This window comes from Aeribacillus sp. FSL M8-0254 (assembly GCF_038008845.1).
Lineage (GTDB): Bacteria > Bacillota > Bacilli > Bacillales > Aeribacillaceae > Aeribacillus > Aeribacillus composti.
Map to the genome: position 1 here is coordinate 420916 of NZ_JBBOZY010000001.1, position 16936 is coordinate 437851.

Below are 16936 nucleotides of genomic sequence, written 5' to 3' on the forward strand. Positions count from 1 at the left end.
TAAAAAAGAAAACATTTTAGAATTCCTGGCAATAATGTTAGCTAGCACACCACATTAATTAGGAGGTTTCTAAAATGTTTTCTGTACCACTAGAATTGCCAGAATTTAAAGTTATTAAACAAGAAATGCATTCTACTCATTATACCGTCCATGTTGAAAGAAAAGAGAAGGAGGCACGCTGTCCCCAATGTGGCTTTTTCACCTCTTTTGTCCATGACAGGAGGACAAGAAAAGTACGTGATTTATGCGTACTAAATAAGCCACTATATCTTTTGGTGTGTGTAAAACGGTACAAATGTGAAAACTGTCAAGAGATTTTTACAGAAACGTATGAATCCATTATGTCACGCCAGCACTATACCAATCGATTTCGACTTTTTCTGTATGAACAAGTCTTGGGAACAACCATTCAGGATGTCAGCCGTAAACATGGTATAGCTTATTCCACTGTAGAACGTATTTTTTATACGGTTGCCCAGGAAAAGGTGGACCTTCATGAAGAATATCTTGAAAAAATGCAGGACCAACAAGACATGGCCCTAAGTCTGGATGAAGTATCCGTCCGAAAAGGCCATAAATACGAAACGGTCCTCTTAGATGCCAACCTAGGTGCTGTCATGGGGATGGGCCAGAACCGCGATTATGAGTCAACGCTGAAGCTTTTAAACCAAAAGGTAGTGGCTTCTGACCGGGTAAAAACCATTGTCATGGATATGTGGGACCCTTTCCACAAGGCTGTCCGGAAGGCTTTTCCATGCGCCGATATTGTCATTGATAAATATCATGTGGTTCAAAAGGTAACTCAAGCTTTAGATCAAGTCCGTAAGAAAATTCCTGGCTTGAAAAAAAGTCGTTTCCTCCTCTTGAAAAGTTATGAAAACTTAAAAGAATATCAAAAAGAACAGTTAGATGAACTCTTGGAAACACATGATGAGCTGGCTTACAGCTATGGTCTGAAGGAACTGTTTCGGGACGTGTATAGATCCCCTGACTATGAGACAGCTCAAGTGCTCCTAACCGAGTGGATTCAATTCGCATGGAGTAGCCCTTTTCCGTCTTTTCATGAGGCCGCCAAGACACTGGAAAATTGGAAAGTGCAAATCCTGCAATACTTTAAGACACCTTTTACAAACGGAAGAACAGAAGGAACCAACCATAAAATTAAGAACATAAAACGCCGGGCTTATGGATATAGGAACCTACATCGATTTAGAACACGTGTATTTTTGGAATGTACAGGAAAAACTTATCAAGAACAGGCGTCCTAGCCCCTCCTTCTTCAGCATTATGGTGGATGATAGTTGGTGGAAAGGAAGCCGTCAAGGAAAGCACTTGACCGCTTCCTTTCCACCAACTGGCCGGTCTGTAAGCTGAAGAAGGAGAGATTGTGAGGGGCCATAATCTAGCTAACTAATTGCCAGAATTGTGCTTAAATCACAAACTATGGTGAAGAGACAAAGTCCTTTATTCAATTTCTTTTCTCCCTTTTCATTGTTCCTGCCAAATTGCAGCGTGCAAGAGCTCCCTCAGAAATGAGAATAATAACTGCGGCTTTTTTGACAATTTTTACTCTTTTCCCTATCAGTAGGCTTTCGGCTTTTCGGTTTGGAAGATAGAATACAGAAACTGACAACTTATTAAACATTCCGTTTTGCGTTCATCCTTCAATTATGATTTTCTGTAAGGGCTTCAACAAAATTACTGGTAAAAGAATCTCATGTTAAAGAGAAGCTCTGTCAATCTATTCCCTCTCATCTTTCAGCGCTTGAAGCTACTTCAACGGCAAAAGGCAACCTGCTCCAGTTCACTTTTTGTAACTCTCTCATGTAATCGTCAAATCATCTCTGTAAAATGGACGCTTATTAAAAAAGCGCGGGCATTTCCCTTAAAATAAAATTTATCAGAATATGGAATTTTTTCTATTATTTATGATATATTCAATCTAGATAAAGAATGGGCTCGAAATGGCAAATTAAAAAAATCGAGTGATGGTGAAATAAGTTTTTGCCATCGCCCTAGATTTTAAATTCAGGGGGCAGTATGTTAAAGTCTAATCTATTTTATTCGAATTTCAAGTTAAATTTTAGACGCTATGTCAATAGATTTCTTTTTTTCTTTCCGTTTGGGGAAAATTTATTGAATCAAAAAATATTACTATATAAGTTGCAATAAAGATTTTCCGATTGTTCGATTCTGTTTTCCTTCATAACAAGTCATTTTGATAGAATGCAGCGGGCGTTCTACTGGATGTAAAACAAAGTTTCAACTTATATAGTTTTATTTGTTTTCATTTTTGGAGTATACAATTTTATCCTATATCATTTAGTAGAACTAATCATTCCTTATTTTTCTCAAGCAGCTGTTTTGTTAGTCAATTTGCTAGTATTATGGAATTTAATCAGCAATCTTCGTTCTTCTCATGATATTTTGCAAAGGTTTGTCTATCCGGAAGATTTTCTCTTACTATACTCCGTGAAAACAGATCCAAAAGATATATTATTGGTAAGATTTTTTACGCAAATCATTTTCAAGTCACTGTTTTCGACTCTTTTCTTTTTATATCCAATCCTGTTCTACGTTTTAAATTTTGTAGAAGAATCAATAACTTCTCGGCTATTGTTATTTGTATCGTTTCCATTTTATGTTCTTTTTTTAATTGGGGTCGTCAGTTTTTATTCGTCAGGATTATACATAATATATTCAAAGGTTTTGCATGTTGTTTTTCAGTCAGCTGTGAAAAGTGTACTTTCTTTCGTTTTTGTTATGCTGCTATCATTTCTGTCTACGATTGTATTTGGCTGGTTAGGCTTTAGCTACTTTTATGAGGAAAACTTTATAGAATCGATCGTTCATTCTATTTCTAAATTCAATCTTGATGTGATTTTGACTGGTTATGTGCTGCCTACTAATTGGTTATTTAATACACTAATGGAAGTAGAATACTTTCTCTATTATCAACCGTTGTTGCTAATTATTGGAATCATTCTAATTTATATTTCGTATCTTATTGTAAATAAATATTTAGACGTAAAAGATATTTCGCAGCTTTCCAATGAAAAAACAAATGTCAAAATAATAAAAAACAGATCTTTTCATAACTTTATTGATAGAAAACTAAAAAAGCTTTTATCAAGGAAAGTTTTGGCGGTTATGAAAAAAGATTTCATCGCTTTCACTCGAGCGAATTTTTTAATAAAAAAGAGGTTTTATTTATCTATCTATATGCTGGCTTCCGAAATCGGTTTATTGCTCGGATTAGGAATGATGCAAAATTGGTTTGAATTCCCGGCTCTTTTCGTAATATATCCGATCATCTTTGCAGTATCAATAAATGTCTCGTTTTTAGGAGACGGATTATTAGGGATTACATCAGCTGATGCTGAAAGGGAGAACTTGCTTTTATATAAAGGGTCAGGCTCTTCTTTGAACCAGTTAATCGTAAGCAAGGCGATTTTACATGTTATTCCTATTTTGATCGTCATGAACGTTTTATTTATATGTGTTGTATCGTTTTTTCATCTGAAACTAAGTACTGTCATTATGATATTTGTCCTTGTAAATACTACCGCTATTATCATCAGCAGTGCTCAAATTATTGGAACGTTTTTGTATCCGCGTCTGGATTGGGAACATATTGAAGATATTGGCTCTTCCGTTAAAGCTTCTGTTTTTGAACACACGATTCTTGGAATTGTTTTAATATTAAATTTAGAAATATATGGGCTGTTGGGGGTTCTTTACTGGAAAAACTATATCAGCAGCATTCTTTTTAATATGTTGGCAATCTCAGGTTCTTCCTTGCTACTCATAAGCTTTTTTATATTCTTTTACTTTTGGATTAAACGAGTCGGTACTTCTCATTGGGAGATGAGCAGATGATTATTAAAAATGTTTCAAAAAGGTATAAGGAGTATGATGTATTAAAATCAATTAATATTACATTAAAAAGAGGAGAAATATATGGATTATTAGGGCCAAACGGTGCTGGGAAGTCCACTTTGCTTAAATGTATAATCGGATTGGTCACTCCAGACTCTGGAAAAATATTTATTGATGGTAAGACAATTGATGATGATCGATCCGAATTTTTACAATATATTGGTTATGTGCCGGACACACCTTTTATTTACAATTATCTTACTCCAAAGGAATATTTAGATTTTATAGCTGATCTGCAGCAAGTACCCGATTCGCAAAAAACTGACCGTATTCAAATGTTGTTAAAAAATTTTTCACTAAAAGATAAGGAAAATGAAATGATTTCAACTCTTTCCTTTGGTATGAAGCATAAGCTGTCTGTTGCCGGTGCTATCATTCATGAACCGGATGTGCTTTTACTAGATGAGCCGCTAAGCTCATTTGATCCTCCGACAACAATGTTTATGAAAAAGTTTTTAAGGGAATACGCAGATAGTGGGAAAATTATTTTCATGTCTACTCATTTAGTGCATGTTGCTCAAAATCTATGCGATCGTGTAGGAGTTTTAATCAATGGGGAAATATTAAAGGAATACACGAACATGAAAAACATAATAAATTTCGAAAATATGATTATTAACGATATGGAAGAGATTGGTTAAATGAAAACCGTTCTACTGCGAAATAAGCGGGTTTTATCAGTAGCGTTTATAATATACGTGATTGGAATTATCATGGGTACTTTTTTTAGCAATATCTTACCTGTAGAAAGACAGGAACCAAACGTTGGCCGTACTATATTTGATTATTTTATACATAACCTACTTGCGGATGTTTTCATAAGCTTTACTATATTTACGTTTGGAATTTTTACTGCTGCTTTATTACTAGTCAATCGTTTTTTAGTTGGTGTATCTATCATGCACAGTCTTCAACATGGGAACGATCTAATTTATATTGTAACAGCCCTAGTTCCACATGGTATATTTGAGATTCCTGCTATGATTATTGCGGGTTCTATTGGGTTTAAACTGATTGATGCGGTCATTGCCAAAATGAGGGGAGAATCAAATTCCGTTTTTTTAAAGGACATCTTTACATTCTTTTTTCTAATGATCATTTTGACATTTATCGCTGCAGTTGTAGAGGCTAAGATCACTCCATATTTAATGGCCCAACTTTCATGAGGAGGTGTAAAGCATATGCTATGGGAAAAACTAAACTTAGAAAAATTACTGAATGATTCGAATAATGGGTCAGATGATGAAGAAAATGAAAAAAGCACATGGTTTATACCCGTTTTTTACGTTTCCATATTATTAGCTTTATGTATAGCATTTATTGAGATAAAACTCATTTTAATCACTCTGTTTGCTCCTGCCATTATCGTCATAATGTGGAAGCCGCCGTTTAAAAATAAAAAAAGGCTCTTCCGAATTATATCATTCATATATCTTTTATTTCTAACTATAGTTACGATATGGTGGTTCCAAGGTTGAATTTCTAACAAAAGTTGTAAAGACTGTATCTTATGACGCTCACAAATTTTCATTTCATCTAATATATTGAAGTCTAATTCGTGATTTTGATGGAAATATACATTTCTGACAGATTTCGCCGCAGCCATAATGTAAAAGACAATAAAAGCTGCTCGAAGCACAAACAGGGGCTGTCTAGAAAGTCAAAATCCACTGAAAACGAAACATCATAAGCGTTGATATATCAAGTTTCTAAAACATTAAAGGGGCGTCTATAAGCCGGAAAATCGACTTATTAGAAAGCCCCTTAAAAATTTGTTTCAGTTTGCTGGATAGGCAAAAAGATTGGCCCGGAAAATCTCCGATATTCAATGATTGATATTGATAAATGCAGTGCATAAAAGGATTCTTAAAGAAAGCGCTATCGAATATATTTCTAACAAGCTCTTAAGCTATGGCTTCCGCCGCTGAAGTGTATGTTAGAAAGAAAATACTTTATATGATCATCCATCCGCACTTTGTGACATGATACGGAGTAAGCGGGGGAGTCATCTGTATAGTCTCCATTCCCTAGATCAAGTCGTAATCTGACCGAACCGTTTCAACGTACTATAGACTGCTGACTCGAATTCGAGGAAGCCTAAGTATGAACCCACATCTTGGAACGGAAATATTTGCGTAGCCCAATATCCGCCAATCCCGTTTTTGCGATCAATCCAGTAAAACAGGTTAGCCAATCCCGACCACATCAATTGGCCTGCTGGACGACCTGTAGGGGTAGGTTCATCGTTTACCTGGAATGTATAAGACCACGACTTTTGTACGCCGGGGTAGAACTCGCCGTCATTAGCCAGCGTTGGATCGGACGAAATCCATCCGCCGCTCTTCAATTCCCCAAGTCCGTTTTGAGACATTTGCGCGACTGTTTCTGGTTTGAGTACACCCGCACCGTCATTCAGAATCATTCGGATAAACTTCGTGTATTCGCCAATGCTCGCATACAAACCATGTCCTCCCATATCCATTTCTGGAGATTGCGGGAGAATAAGCTCAGGTTTTGGTGTGAGTTGACCATCCTGACTGCGGCTGTGGATGGTTGCGCGGCGTTCCATCATCGAAGGTGATAACGTGAAACCGATGTCGGACATGCCGAGTGGAGCAAAAATACGCTCTGCCATCACTTCGCCCAGTCGTTTACCGGATACGGCTTCAACAACTTTACCAACCCAGTCGATGTTGACGCCATAGTTCCAGCGTTCACCTGGCTCGAATAGAAGCACGCTCTTTACAGAGTCAAATGTACTAGTGAGAATGGAAGGTACTCCTTTTGCTTCACGGTATTTTCGATCTTCATGACTGAAGAACTCGTAGCCGAAGCCGGCAGTGTGAAGCATCAACATGTTGATCGTAACGTCGGTTTTTGCTTCCCTTAGTTTTGGCTGCCCGTCTTTGTCAAACCCTTCGAGAACTGGAATCTCGGCAATCTCAGGTACATACTTCTTGACCGGATCGTCGAGACTGACTTTTCCTTCCTCGACCAATTTCATCAATGCCGTACCGGTGATGGCCTTCGTGGTCGAAAAAAGAGCGAACACTGTATCGGTGGTCATCGGTGTTTTCTTTCCAAGATCGCGTACACCGGCTGCACCCTCATAGATGTTTCCCTCCCGGTCAGTTACCATTGCAACTACACCAGGGGCTCCTCCAGCCCTGCCTACAGCGGTATCCAACACCTTGTCAAGAGTTTCCTTGAGAGCATCCTTTACTGCTTGTCTTGTCATATCTTTACCCTCTTTAAGCGCTTACAATTTTAATTATTTAAAAAATTTTCTGTATTTTCAAAACAAACTATATCACGCACAAACAGAGCCTGTCAAATTTTATTGTGTTGAGCGCTTTTTCATTGTCTTTTTTGAAGCTGTATCAGCAGCGAATTCAGCATTGAAGGCTAAGTTCAAGTACTACAACCGAAAAGGCAGAGAATTTTTAGATTCCACTGTCGGCAAGGATTTTCGCATTGAACGAAATGTCCTTTAGCGTCCTCAAAAGGGGCATATAAAATATTTTGCGATTATTTCCGGGATCAATCTCATTTGGAAAAACAAACTGAATTTTTTCATCTGTGTGGGAAACTGCTAGTAAACTCGGAAAATATCACGTCCGCAATGATTTTTATAATATGACAACACATGTGATATCTAAACAAAAAAGAGTGTATTTAGCAAAGAATATGAATAAATCGTAAAAAATTTACAAACAATTTACATTCTAAGTTGGGAATGATGCATAATTACGATTTGAAGCCGCTTTTTCATTTCTTATTTTTATTTTTTCATTTACAGAATGTTTACAAAAGTTCAAACCGCCTTTAAGTGTTCCTTAACAAATCTTTTCTAAACTTAAGATAGATGAAAAGGAAGTGGATATACATATTCCAATTGCTTGTCAGAATCAATTGTTGATTCAGGAGGAAGTGATTTTCATGGACTTAAATCACGAAATCTTTCTCTAATCGGCAATGTAAAAATGAATCTCTCCATTTCATTAAAAAATAAGAAAGGAGGAAATCAGTTCGATGAATATACGCTTTGCTTCTACACTTGCATGGGCATTTCCGGTTGAGGAAGTGATTAGGCTGGCAAAAGAGTTAAAATTTGTCGGTGTTGAGGTTTGGGCAGAGCATGTGTGGAAATATGAAAGCATGCCTAAACGAATCCGGCAGGTCAAAGAAGAAACAAACATGCAACTGACGATGCACGCAGCAAGCTGGGATTTAAACTTAAGCTCTCTAAATAATGGCATTCGCAAGCAGTCCGTTCATGAAATTATTCGATCTATTGAGCTGGCTTCACAAATTGGGGCTGATAATATTACATTTCATCCAGGAAAGCTGACTCTTGCGGATTCAGACGTTTCTATCCATGAAGAGCTTTTGTTCGAATCAATGGAAGAACTTGATCGAAAAGCTAGACAAGAAGGACTCACGTTATCGTTAGAAATGATGGAATGGAAGGCGAAAGAGTTTATTATTAAACCAGCCGCCGTAAAAAAAGTGATTGTACCTTTTTTCCCGCAAATTCAAACGACATTTGATGTCGCCCACATTCCATTACACGCAGACATTTTTTCTATCTGGAATGAAATGCCGGAGGTAAACAAAATTCATATTAGTGATGCAACAAAAGAAATTCTTCATTTACCGTTAGGTGACGGTGATATCGGAGAAGAAATATTAAACAAATTTTTAACTATCGAGAATATTCCAGTAATTATTGAAGGGTTTGATGCTTCAAAAGATTTGATGGTGTTAAAGAAAAATGTACTGTATATAAAACGGAACGGAAATCGATTGAAGGAGGTCGTCCGTTGAGAATTTTAGTTACAAACGATGACGGAATTTTTGCGCCAGGAGTCGAAGCACTTGTAGAAGTTCTTCAGCATTTTGGTGAAGTTTATGTCGTTTGTCCTGACCAAGAGCGAAGCGCAGTCGGCCATTCCATTACTCTCAGAACACCATTAAAAGTGAAACCTGTGGAAATATTCTCTGGAACGAAAGGGGCATGGGCCGTAAACGGTACTCCGGCCGATTGCGTCAAACTTGGGATGGAAGTACTGTTAAAGACTCCGCCTGATATTTTGTTTTCAGGTATTAATCTTGGTCCGAATTTAGGAAGGGATTTATATTACTCTGGTACATTGGCAGGTGCGGTTGAGGCTTCTCTTTACAACGTTCCAGCCGTATCAGTATCGTTGAACGAATTTGATGAAGCGAAGGTAAATTATTTAAAAACAAAACAGCTTTTGTATAAAGCGGTTGAAATTATTTTACAAAACCGAATTCCTAAAGGAGTTTTTTTAAACATCAATTTACCGAATATTCCGATTTATCTTTGTAAAGGTGTTGAGGTAGTTCCTTTAGATTTGACAGTTTCCCGTTATCGATACGTAGGGCTAAACGATCCGCACGGTCAAGTATATTTTTGGTTAAAAGATGAATTAAACCAATTAGTAAACCTCAACGAAAACAGTGATTATTTAAAGCTAAAGGAAGGTTATATTACCGTTTCACCTGTGGAGTTTCCCGTTCATCACAAACGGAAAATGGAACAGATTGAACGCTGGTTTCGAAAATGCTCTTTAAATTTCTTAAAAGAGGGTAAGGAGGAACATTCCAATGCGTAAATGGTTGTCCGCTTTCACTATATTCACATTACTTTTTGTATTAGCTGCCTGTGGCAGCAGCAATAATGCCTCATCGAGCAATGATGTAGAAACGCAGTCAGAACAAACGAAGGAAGTCTCAGGGGAACTTAATTTCTATACTTCACAGCCTGATGAAGATGCTCAAAGATTAGTGACAGCTTTTAATGAAAAATATCCTGATGTAAAAGTCAATACTTTCCGGTCAGGAACGGAAGAAGTGATTGCAAAATTACAAGCTGAAAAAGAAGCTGGAAACATTCAAGCAGATGTTTTGCTTGTTGCAGACGCTGTAACGTTTGAAAGTTTAAAAAATGACGATCTTTTACTTTCTTACAAATCAAAAGAAGCAGAACAAATTCCGGGTCAGTTTATTGACAGCGACGACATGTACACAGGCACAAAAGTGATGGCAACTGTTCTTGCAGTGAACACAAATAGTGTGCAAAACATACCTGATAGCTGGAATGTATTGACGGAAAGCGACGCAAAAGGAAAAGCAATTATGCCAAGCCCGTTTTATTCAGGAGCAGCTGCATACAATCTTGGAGTGTTTACAAGACAAAACGATTTAGGATGGGATTTCTTCAAGCGTTTAAAAGAAAACGGAATGGCTGTTACGAAAGGGAATGGCGGTGTGTTAAAATCGGTTGCTTCAGGGGAAAAGCCATACGGAATCGTTGTTGATTATCTCGCTGCGCGCGCCAAAAAAGAAGGTTCCCCTGTAGAATTCATCTATCCGAAAGAAGGCGTTCCTGTCATTACTGAACCGATCGGTATTATGAAGGATACAAAAAATGAAGAAGCAGCTAAAGCTTTCGTAGATTTCGTTTTATCAGAAGAAGGACAAAAATTAGCAGCTGAACTTGGATATACACCGATTCGCCAAGACGTTAATGCTCCAGAGGGATTAAAAACGATTGATGAGTTGAACGTACTGAATGCAGACATATCTGAGCTTTATCAATCTCGTGAAGAAGATAAAGCAAAATTTGGTGAAATATTTGGTCAACAATAATTAAAGGAGAGAGGACGATGTTTCCTGGTAAAGAGCAAACAAAAGGGATGACGAGGAGCACGTCCTCGTTTTCTCGTTTCTTCCCATTGAAAAACTTGTGGATGGGTTTCGGGTTTTTACTGATTATTTTATTTTTTATAGTTCCCGTTTTTCGCCTTATCTTATTAAGTTTAACAGAAGAGGGTGCCGTCTCACTTTCGAATTACTCAGAAGTGCTGAAAGAAGAACAAACATGGATCACTGTGAAAAATACGCTTTATATCGTCATCGGTTCTACTTTGGTTTCACTTATTTTAGGGATTGCGATGGCATGGGTTATCGCCTATTTAAACATTAGCGGGAAAAAATGGATGCAGCTGTTTATCTTTCTTCCGTTTATTATTCCTTCATACATTACAACACTTGCATGGGTTCAGTTTTTTAGCGGCAATGGACCAATTGCAGCTGTTCTTCATATGCTTCCGGGAGATTGGAAGCTGCCAAACTTGTATAGCATAGGTGGAATCATTTTTATTTTAGGTTTGTCTCATTATCCGCTTGTATATTTACTAACGGTGGAAGTGTTTAGAAAAATTCCTCTGGAGCTTGAGCAAGCGGCACAAACATGCGGTGCTAAAAGAGGAACTATTATACGTAAGGTCATCCTTCCGCTAGCATTGCCCGGGATTTGCAGCGGCGGGATGCTCGCTTTTTTATCAAATCTTGATAACTTTGGGATCCCTGCTTTTTTAGGTATCCCGGCAAACATTCGTGTGCTAAGTACGTATATTTACGAAGAAGTCGTCGGATTTGGACCGGCTGCCTTTGCAAGAGCGGCCGTTCTATCGATTTTGTTGGGAGCAATTGCTTTAATCGGACTGTCTATTCAATGGCTTCTTTTAAGGCGAAGCCGTGTAATTGAAACGGTCAAACGGGATAAAGAACCTCGCATTCATTTATCGTTGAAGTGGAAGCGTTTGATCGAAATAGCCATTTGGGCATTTTTGTTGTTCACGAGTTTCGTTCCGTTCGTTTCAATGGGTACGACATCATTAATAAAAGCTTACGGGCTCCCTTTTCAATTAGAAAATTTATCACTGGAAAACTATCGATACATTCTATTCTCTGATCCAAAAACGATGTCAGCGATCAGCAACAGCATGAAGCTTGCGATCTTAACGACAATTGTCTCATTGATTGTCGGAACGGCCATTGCGTATCTTCGCTATAAATCACCAAATAGATGGACAAAGTTAGTGGAGCTGTTTGTAACGATACCTTACGCACTGCCGGGGACTGTCTTTGCTCTCAGTATGATCTTTTCATGGATGCAGCCGTTGCCAGGATGGAACCCGGGTATCTACGGCTCCATTTGGATTTTAATTATTGCCTACATTACAAGATTTATCATTTTACAGGTTAGGGGAAGCTACACGGCGCTGACACAGGTAGAGCCTTCCATTGAAGAAGCTGCTCGTACGTCAGGGGCTAAACCTTTGGTCAAATGGCGGCGAATTCTCATGCCGCTTCTTTTGCCGGGTATCATTGGCGGAGCCTTGTTGGTCTTTTTAACCTCTTTGACCGAACTGACAGTTTCCAGCCTTCTATGGTCTACAGGAGCCGAAACGGTGGGAGTTGTTATTTTTAACTACGAACAGGCTGGATATACCACTTATTCCACAGCATTTTCAAGTTTAATTGTTTTAGGAATTTTGTTCGGCAGTTTTTTGTTTATCAGCCTTGAAAAAGTTTGGAGACGAAAGGTGTTGAAACAAAATGATTCGGCTTGATGGGATTTCAAAATCATATGGGGATGTCACAGCTTTGCATTCCATTGATTTAACAATCAAGGATGGAGAATTTATCGCCATTTTGGGACCTTCTGGTTGTGGAAAGACTACATTATTAAAATTACTGGCCGGTTTTATGAAACCGACAAGCGGAACCATTACGATAAATGATACTGTTGTTGCTTCAGCGGAAGCCGTCCTCCCGCCGGAAAAAAGGAACATAGGGATGGTTTTTCAATCATTTGCCTTATGGCCGCATATGACAGTATATGAGCATGTTCAATTTCCTTTAATGCATCATTCGTTTGCTCCAAAGGCTGATAAGGAGCAGCGGGAGGATAGAGTGAAAAATGTTTTACGAATGGTTGGGTTAGAGTCGCTAGCCCAACGATATCCTCATGAACTTTCCGGCGGACAAAAACAGCGGGTGTCTTTAGCACGTGCAATTGCGGCAGAACCAGGTCTTTTATTAATGGATGAGCCTCTCAGTGCTTTAGATGCTGAACTTCGAATGGAAATGAGAAAGGAGATTCAACACATTCATCGTCACACAAATGCTTCCATTATATATGTTACCCATGATCAAAGCGAAGCATTTGCGATGGCAGATCGAATTGTCGTAATGAATCGTGGGAAAATTGAACAAATTGACCGGCCGGAAATGATTTTTACAAGGCCGGAGACAGAATTTGTTGCAACTTTTGTAGGCAAATGCAATTTAATTCAAGGTAAATGGGAGGAAGGAATGTTTATTCCGAAGCCATTTCCTAATGAAAAATGGCCGGATATAGGAGTATCTATTAATTTGAAAAAAAAGGGTCTATATCCTGTCCGTCCGGATCAATGGGCGCTGTCTAAAGCAAAAGAAGGTTCTTCGCATGGGGTGGTAAAATTTGTTCAATATCAAGGAAAAGAAATGTATTACATCGTACAAGTAGGTGAAGAAGAATGGACGGTACATGAATTGATTCAACATACTTCCCGCTTTCAAGTTGGAGATCCGGTCAATCTCGTTCTTCAAAATACTGTAATAAAAAAAGAAGCAGTTCTTGTATAACATAAAAGATTCAAAGTTCTGTGTAAACTTGATTGTCTTGATGGAGATTAAGTTTGGTCTAATCTGCTTGAAAGTACCCTCTCAAATGAGATGGGTGCTTTTTTGTCATTTTTTATAGATTTAAAATTTTATATATTTAGAATAGATCAAAAAATGGAATAGGGTGGAAGACATGAAGTCAAAAAAGTAAGTAGTAGTGTTATCGTTGTGCGGTTTATTTCTGCTTGTCAGTCTATCTGCTTTTTATTTTTTAAACAGTGAAGAAAATGTCAGACAAAAAGATCAAGAGTCAACTAATGAAGCTAGTAATGGGAAGAGTAATGAAGCGAATCTTTCTTCAACGAATACAGGACAACAAAATGAAGAAACAGCTGAAAACAATGAAGATGAATTATCTCTCTTTATTTCTCGTTATCATGATGTATTTAACCAACTAACGAATCGTGTTCAGTATCAAAATATCGATTGAGAAAAATTTCAGGAGCTAGGAAATGATTTGATCGGAGAAATAAATAACATCTTATCCAAAGATGTTTCTTCAGAATATGAAATCTCTAGAAAAAGGAAGAATATCTCTTAAATTGTGGAAAATTTGTTTTTGTATAAGTTGTTAAGACGAAATTTGAATGAATTTACTTTAGAGTCTGTCTATTAAAGAATCGGCTCTACTTTTGTCTTAATAAAGTTATATAGAGGCATTTTTTGATCTATAATGCAAAGACATATAATAAATAAAAAAGATTTTTGTCCTTCATTATTTCCTATCAGATATAATGCTGCCTCGTAAGCGGAATGATACCCTTCCATGACTACAAAAATCATCTGCGATAGTAATAAGATCCCTAACAAGCCAAGCAGGATAGAAGTTCATACTTGCCTGATCTGTTGGGTTAGAGTGTTGTAAAAAATTTAAAAACTTGAGTGAAAGTTTTGTGAATAAAATTTACAAAGATGTATTGATAGTGGTCTGAATATATCTTAAACTTAGATGGTAATAAAAAGTATTTTAGTAAGTAATTTACTGTTAATAGCTAAAAGAAATAAAACAAGCTGTCTTTTCTTTTAGTGCTTTAGCAGTCGGCAATTTAACGTTTGCACTGTGCTCACTCTCTTCAGCGTTTCCAGCTGCAGATCGTGAAAGTGTAGCGGCGGTTGTCTTAAATGTTGTTGAAGCTGGCGGAGCTATTACTGCACTCGTTTCTATTCCAACAGCAGTTGGTTCAGACGGACGTTCATTGAGCGCTGCAGCAGGTTAAGAAGCAATTCGTTAATATCTAAAGAAGGAAATCAAGAAAAGTGATTATCGGCTTGAAAGTCAAACTATTTTTCGATGAAGAATTTTCATACTTTGAAATACAGGTGAGAGAATGTTAATAAAGCTATTATCACTTATGCTATCGATTCGAATGGAACAGCAATATTCTGCTGTCATCGAATTCATTATTAAAAAAGCGCCCTTTTTAAGAAAACTTAGTTCAAAACAGTATATGATGTTTTCTTTTATTCTTGATATTTTGCTTGCCTTCGTCATCGTATCCGTTTTGTACAAATGGCTATACTCCCAGCAATATCGCCAGCAATGGGAGAGTGGTTTCATTGTCTTTTTTCTTCTTTATTCAATTTTTAAGGGAGCCGGAGCTTATCGAAGAACTCATATTCCACCGTTTATGGATCTTATTCAGGCTGCTCCAGTCTCGTTCAAATCAATACATATCACATTTATTGCTTTAGAGCTGGTATGGAGCATTTTTACAAATTCCAGCCTATTTTTTGTTTATATTTTATTTCAATCACGAATTGCGGAATCATTAGATGCTTTATTCTGGATGAAGCAGTTGAATATTTTGCTGCTGGGCGCTCTGTTGTTTATGACGAGCAATAAACTTGCAGGTGCCTATATTCATAACATTGTAGTAAAAAAAATAGGGTGGGTCCGTTTTGTATTTTTCGCCGCTGTCTCAACTGCTTTTTTTATGCTGGGGCGCGTTCTTGTGTCAGGTCTTCTAGTCCCTATTTTCAAAACATTTAAGGATAATTTTCCATCCTTTTTGGCTGCAGCTGAAGATACAGCTTGGGTCAATCTATCTCAGCAGCTGATCAATCTATATGGGAATAAAATAAACTCCTTTCAAAAGAGTTTATTTTCAGACGGCTCTTTATATTTGCAGATTGAACATTTTATTGGGACTCCATGGATGTTAGGGCCTCTGATTTTCCTTCTAGTTGGCGTACTTTCCTTGCCTGTTAAAATGATTCCAACTGAAGATCATGGAGAGATTAAGAGATTTCGTGACTTTTTTCACTTCTATCTACAGCTGCTGCATTGGGTACGTTCTATTTTTTTGCCGAAGAATGCACTGATTTATAAAGATCTACAAATCATACGTGAAAAAAGATGGCTGCTCTCAAAAGAATTTTTTAATTATATGGTCTTATCTTACGAAGCTTTTTTTTATATAGGTTTCTTTACTGCATGTATGTCAGCGACAGGGAACACGGCTCTCCAAATACAGCTATTATTTACATTGAACTTGATGGTTTTGGCTAACCAAGCAATGGAAATGAGAATGTTGACTCCTTCTTTCTTTTCTTTTAGCACCGAAAAAAGAAACATATGGATGTATCAACTATCATTTTCTTCGTTAACTGAATTCTTTTGGGCAAAATTGAAATTGTTTTATTGCCTATATTTAATTCCATCTTTCTTTTTGACGATCGGGAATATAATGATTCTTACGTATTTCCAAATAGCTGATCTCAGGATGATCATTCCTTTTATTGGAATAACTATCTCTTTTTTCGTTTTTCCATTTATTCAATTATACTTGTTTCCATTTATCACTAAGTTTCATTTTATTCATGAATACGAGATTGGAACAACAGAAGAAGAGGAAAGCATAGTAAATAACGGCCAAGCTTTTATGAGGAACTTTCTCGTCATGCCTTTTATTTATTACTTGCTCGCATCACTATTTATTGGTGTATTGAGGGAAGCGGCAGGTGCTGTCAACTACATATCTGTTCTATATTTTATGATAGTTTCAGCCATTTGCCTAATTGTTTGTAAGAACACAATGAAAAAAGGAATTGACCATGTTGAAAAAGTTAAAATCCTTTCTATTACTGAATAAGTGATTGCCTCGCTGGGACTGATTTATTTCTTGTGTTTGAAATCGCTGCTATATACTCGCAATGAGTGCATTCCAAATTTACAACCAGGAAACAATTTTTCTTTCGCAGTTATTTTTATGTTAGAGAGCTATCAATGTTTGGAATTGGTTCGTTGACTTGATGGAAGATGACCGCAGTCACTTTGTTTTACAACGATTCTCATAGGGAAATCACAACTTATATGACCGCTGTCATGTAGGACTTACCTTTTTCTCACACAGTGCTTGAAATACCGGAACTATTAATTTTTTCAATCATAAGTACTTATCCCTTTATCTTGATATTTCTGCTTTATTACGGAATAGTTTCTTACGCTAAAAGGAAG

Annotated in this window: 13 protein-coding genes; 12 read left to right on the top strand and 1 reads right to left on the bottom strand. The window is 37.2% G+C overall.

Features of this window, described 5'->3' with window-relative positions:
- Positions 1–74: 74 nt before the first annotated feature.
- From NSQ44_RS02150 to NSQ44_RS02170, 5 genes are all read left to right on the top strand, one after another.
- Positions 75–1268, top strand: a complete 1194-nt coding sequence (locus NSQ44_RS02150) for an ISL3 family transposase (protein WP_340854666.1) — start codon at positions 75–77, stop codon at positions 1266–1268.
- A 1465-nt stretch (positions 1269–2733) separates the two neighbouring features.
- The gene (locus tag NSQ44_RS02155; RefSeq protein ID WP_340854668.1) at positions 2734–3879 is read left to right on the top strand and encodes a hypothetical protein; all 1146 of its coding nucleotides are present in this window, start codon (positions 2734–2736) and stop codon (positions 3877–3879) included.
- The gene (locus tag NSQ44_RS02160) at positions 3876–4580 is read left to right on the top strand and encodes an ABC transporter ATP-binding protein (RefSeq protein ID WP_094245049.1); all 705 of its coding nucleotides are present in this window, start codon (positions 3876–3878) and stop codon (positions 4578–4580) included. Before NSQ44_RS02155 ends, NSQ44_RS02160 begins: the two co-directional genes overlap by 4 nt.
- Positions 4581–5105, top strand: a complete 525-nt coding sequence (locus tag NSQ44_RS02165) for a stage II sporulation protein M (RefSeq protein WP_340854670.1) — start codon at positions 4581–4583, stop codon at positions 5103–5105. It begins immediately after the preceding gene.
- A gap of 15 nt (positions 5106–5120) precedes the next feature.
- The gene (locus NSQ44_RS02170; RefSeq protein WP_063387903.1) at positions 5121–5417 is read left to right on the top strand and encodes a hypothetical protein; all 297 of its coding nucleotides are present in this window, start codon (positions 5121–5123) and stop codon (positions 5415–5417) included.
- Positions 5418–5971: 554 nt separating this feature from the next.
- On the opposite strand, the gene NSQ44_RS02175 is transcribed toward NSQ44_RS02170, so the two are convergent.
- Positions 5972–7177, bottom strand: a complete 1206-nt coding sequence (locus NSQ44_RS02175) for a serine hydrolase domain-containing protein (protein WP_340854672.1) — start codon at positions 7175–7177, stop codon at positions 5972–5974.
- Between the two features lie 794 nt (positions 7178–7971).
- Between NSQ44_RS02175 and NSQ44_RS02180 the strand changes: the two genes are divergently transcribed.
- The 7 genes from NSQ44_RS02180 (at position 7972) to NSQ44_RS02210 (ending at position 16571) form a co-directional block, all read left to right on the top strand.
- A complete protein-coding gene (locus tag NSQ44_RS02180) occupies positions 7972–8766 on the top strand; it encodes a sugar phosphate isomerase/epimerase family protein (protein WP_066248178.1) in 795 nt (264 codons plus the stop codon).
- On the top strand, positions 8763–9578 hold the full coding sequence (surE, locus tag NSQ44_RS02185; RefSeq protein ID WP_066248180.1) for a 5'/3'-nucleotidase SurE: 816 nt from the start codon (positions 8763–8765) through the stop codon (positions 9576–9578). The genes NSQ44_RS02180 and surE overlap by 4 nt, the downstream gene beginning before the upstream one ends.
- Entirely contained in the window at positions 9571–10614 is a 1044-nt protein-coding gene (locus NSQ44_RS02190; RefSeq protein ID WP_340854673.1) for an ABC transporter substrate-binding protein, read from the top strand. The genes surE and NSQ44_RS02190 overlap by 8 nt, the downstream gene beginning before the upstream one ends.
- A gap of 17 nt (positions 10615–10631) precedes the next feature.
- Positions 10632–12383: an ABC transporter permease gene (locus NSQ44_RS02195; protein WP_340854674.1), complete on the top strand. Its 1752-nt coding sequence runs from the start codon at positions 10632–10634 to the stop codon at positions 12381–12383.
- Complete coding sequence (locus tag NSQ44_RS02200; protein WP_340854675.1) at positions 12370–13440, top strand: ABC transporter ATP-binding protein; 1071 nt, start codon at positions 12370–12372, stop codon at positions 13438–13440. The genes NSQ44_RS02195 and NSQ44_RS02200 overlap by 14 nt, the downstream gene beginning before the upstream one ends.
- Before the next feature lie 205 nt (positions 13441–13645).
- Positions 13646–13909 carry a hypothetical protein gene (locus tag NSQ44_RS02205; protein WP_340854676.1) on the top strand — a complete coding sequence of 88 codons (264 nt, stop codon included), beginning with the start codon at positions 13646–13648 and terminating at the stop codon, positions 13907–13909.
- An 898-nt stretch (positions 13910–14807) separates the two neighbouring features.
- Complete coding sequence (locus NSQ44_RS02210) at positions 14808–16571, top strand: hypothetical protein (RefSeq protein ID WP_340854677.1); 1764 nt, start codon at positions 14808–14810, stop codon at positions 16569–16571.
- The last annotated feature ends 365 nt before the right edge of the window (positions 16572–16936 follow it).

Coding starts and splice junctions, on each gene's coding strand:
- NSQ44_RS02150 (WP_340854666.1), top strand. CDS start 75: ATGTTTTCTGTACCACTAGAATTGCCAGAATTTAAAGTTATTAAACAA.
- NSQ44_RS02160 (WP_094245049.1), top strand. CDS start 3,876: ATGATTATTAAAAATGTTTCAAAAAGGTATAAGGAGTATGATGTATTA.
- NSQ44_RS02165 (WP_340854670.1), top strand. CDS start 4,581: ATGAAAACCGTTCTACTGCGAAATAAGCGGGTTTTATCAGTAGCGTTT.
- NSQ44_RS02170 (WP_063387903.1), top strand. CDS start 5,121: ATGCTATGGGAAAAACTAAACTTAGAAAAATTACTGAATGATTCGAAT.
- NSQ44_RS02175 (WP_340854672.1), bottom strand. CDS start 7,177: ATGACAAGACAAGCAGTAAAGGATGCTCTCAAGGAAACTCTTGACAAG.
- NSQ44_RS02180 (WP_066248178.1), top strand. CDS start 7,972: ATGAATATACGCTTTGCTTCTACACTTGCATGGGCATTTCCGGTTGAG.
- NSQ44_RS02190 (WP_340854673.1), top strand. CDS start 9,571: ATGCGTAAATGGTTGTCCGCTTTCACTATATTCACATTACTTTTTGTA.
- NSQ44_RS02195 (WP_340854674.1), top strand. CDS start 10,632: ATGTTTCCTGGTAAAGAGCAAACAAAAGGGATGACGAGGAGCACGTCC.
- NSQ44_RS02200 (WP_340854675.1), top strand. CDS start 12,370: ATGATTCGGCTTGATGGGATTTCAAAATCATATGGGGATGTCACAGCT.
- NSQ44_RS02210 (WP_340854677.1), top strand. CDS start 14,808: ATGTTAATAAAGCTATTATCACTTATGCTATCGATTCGAATGGAACAG.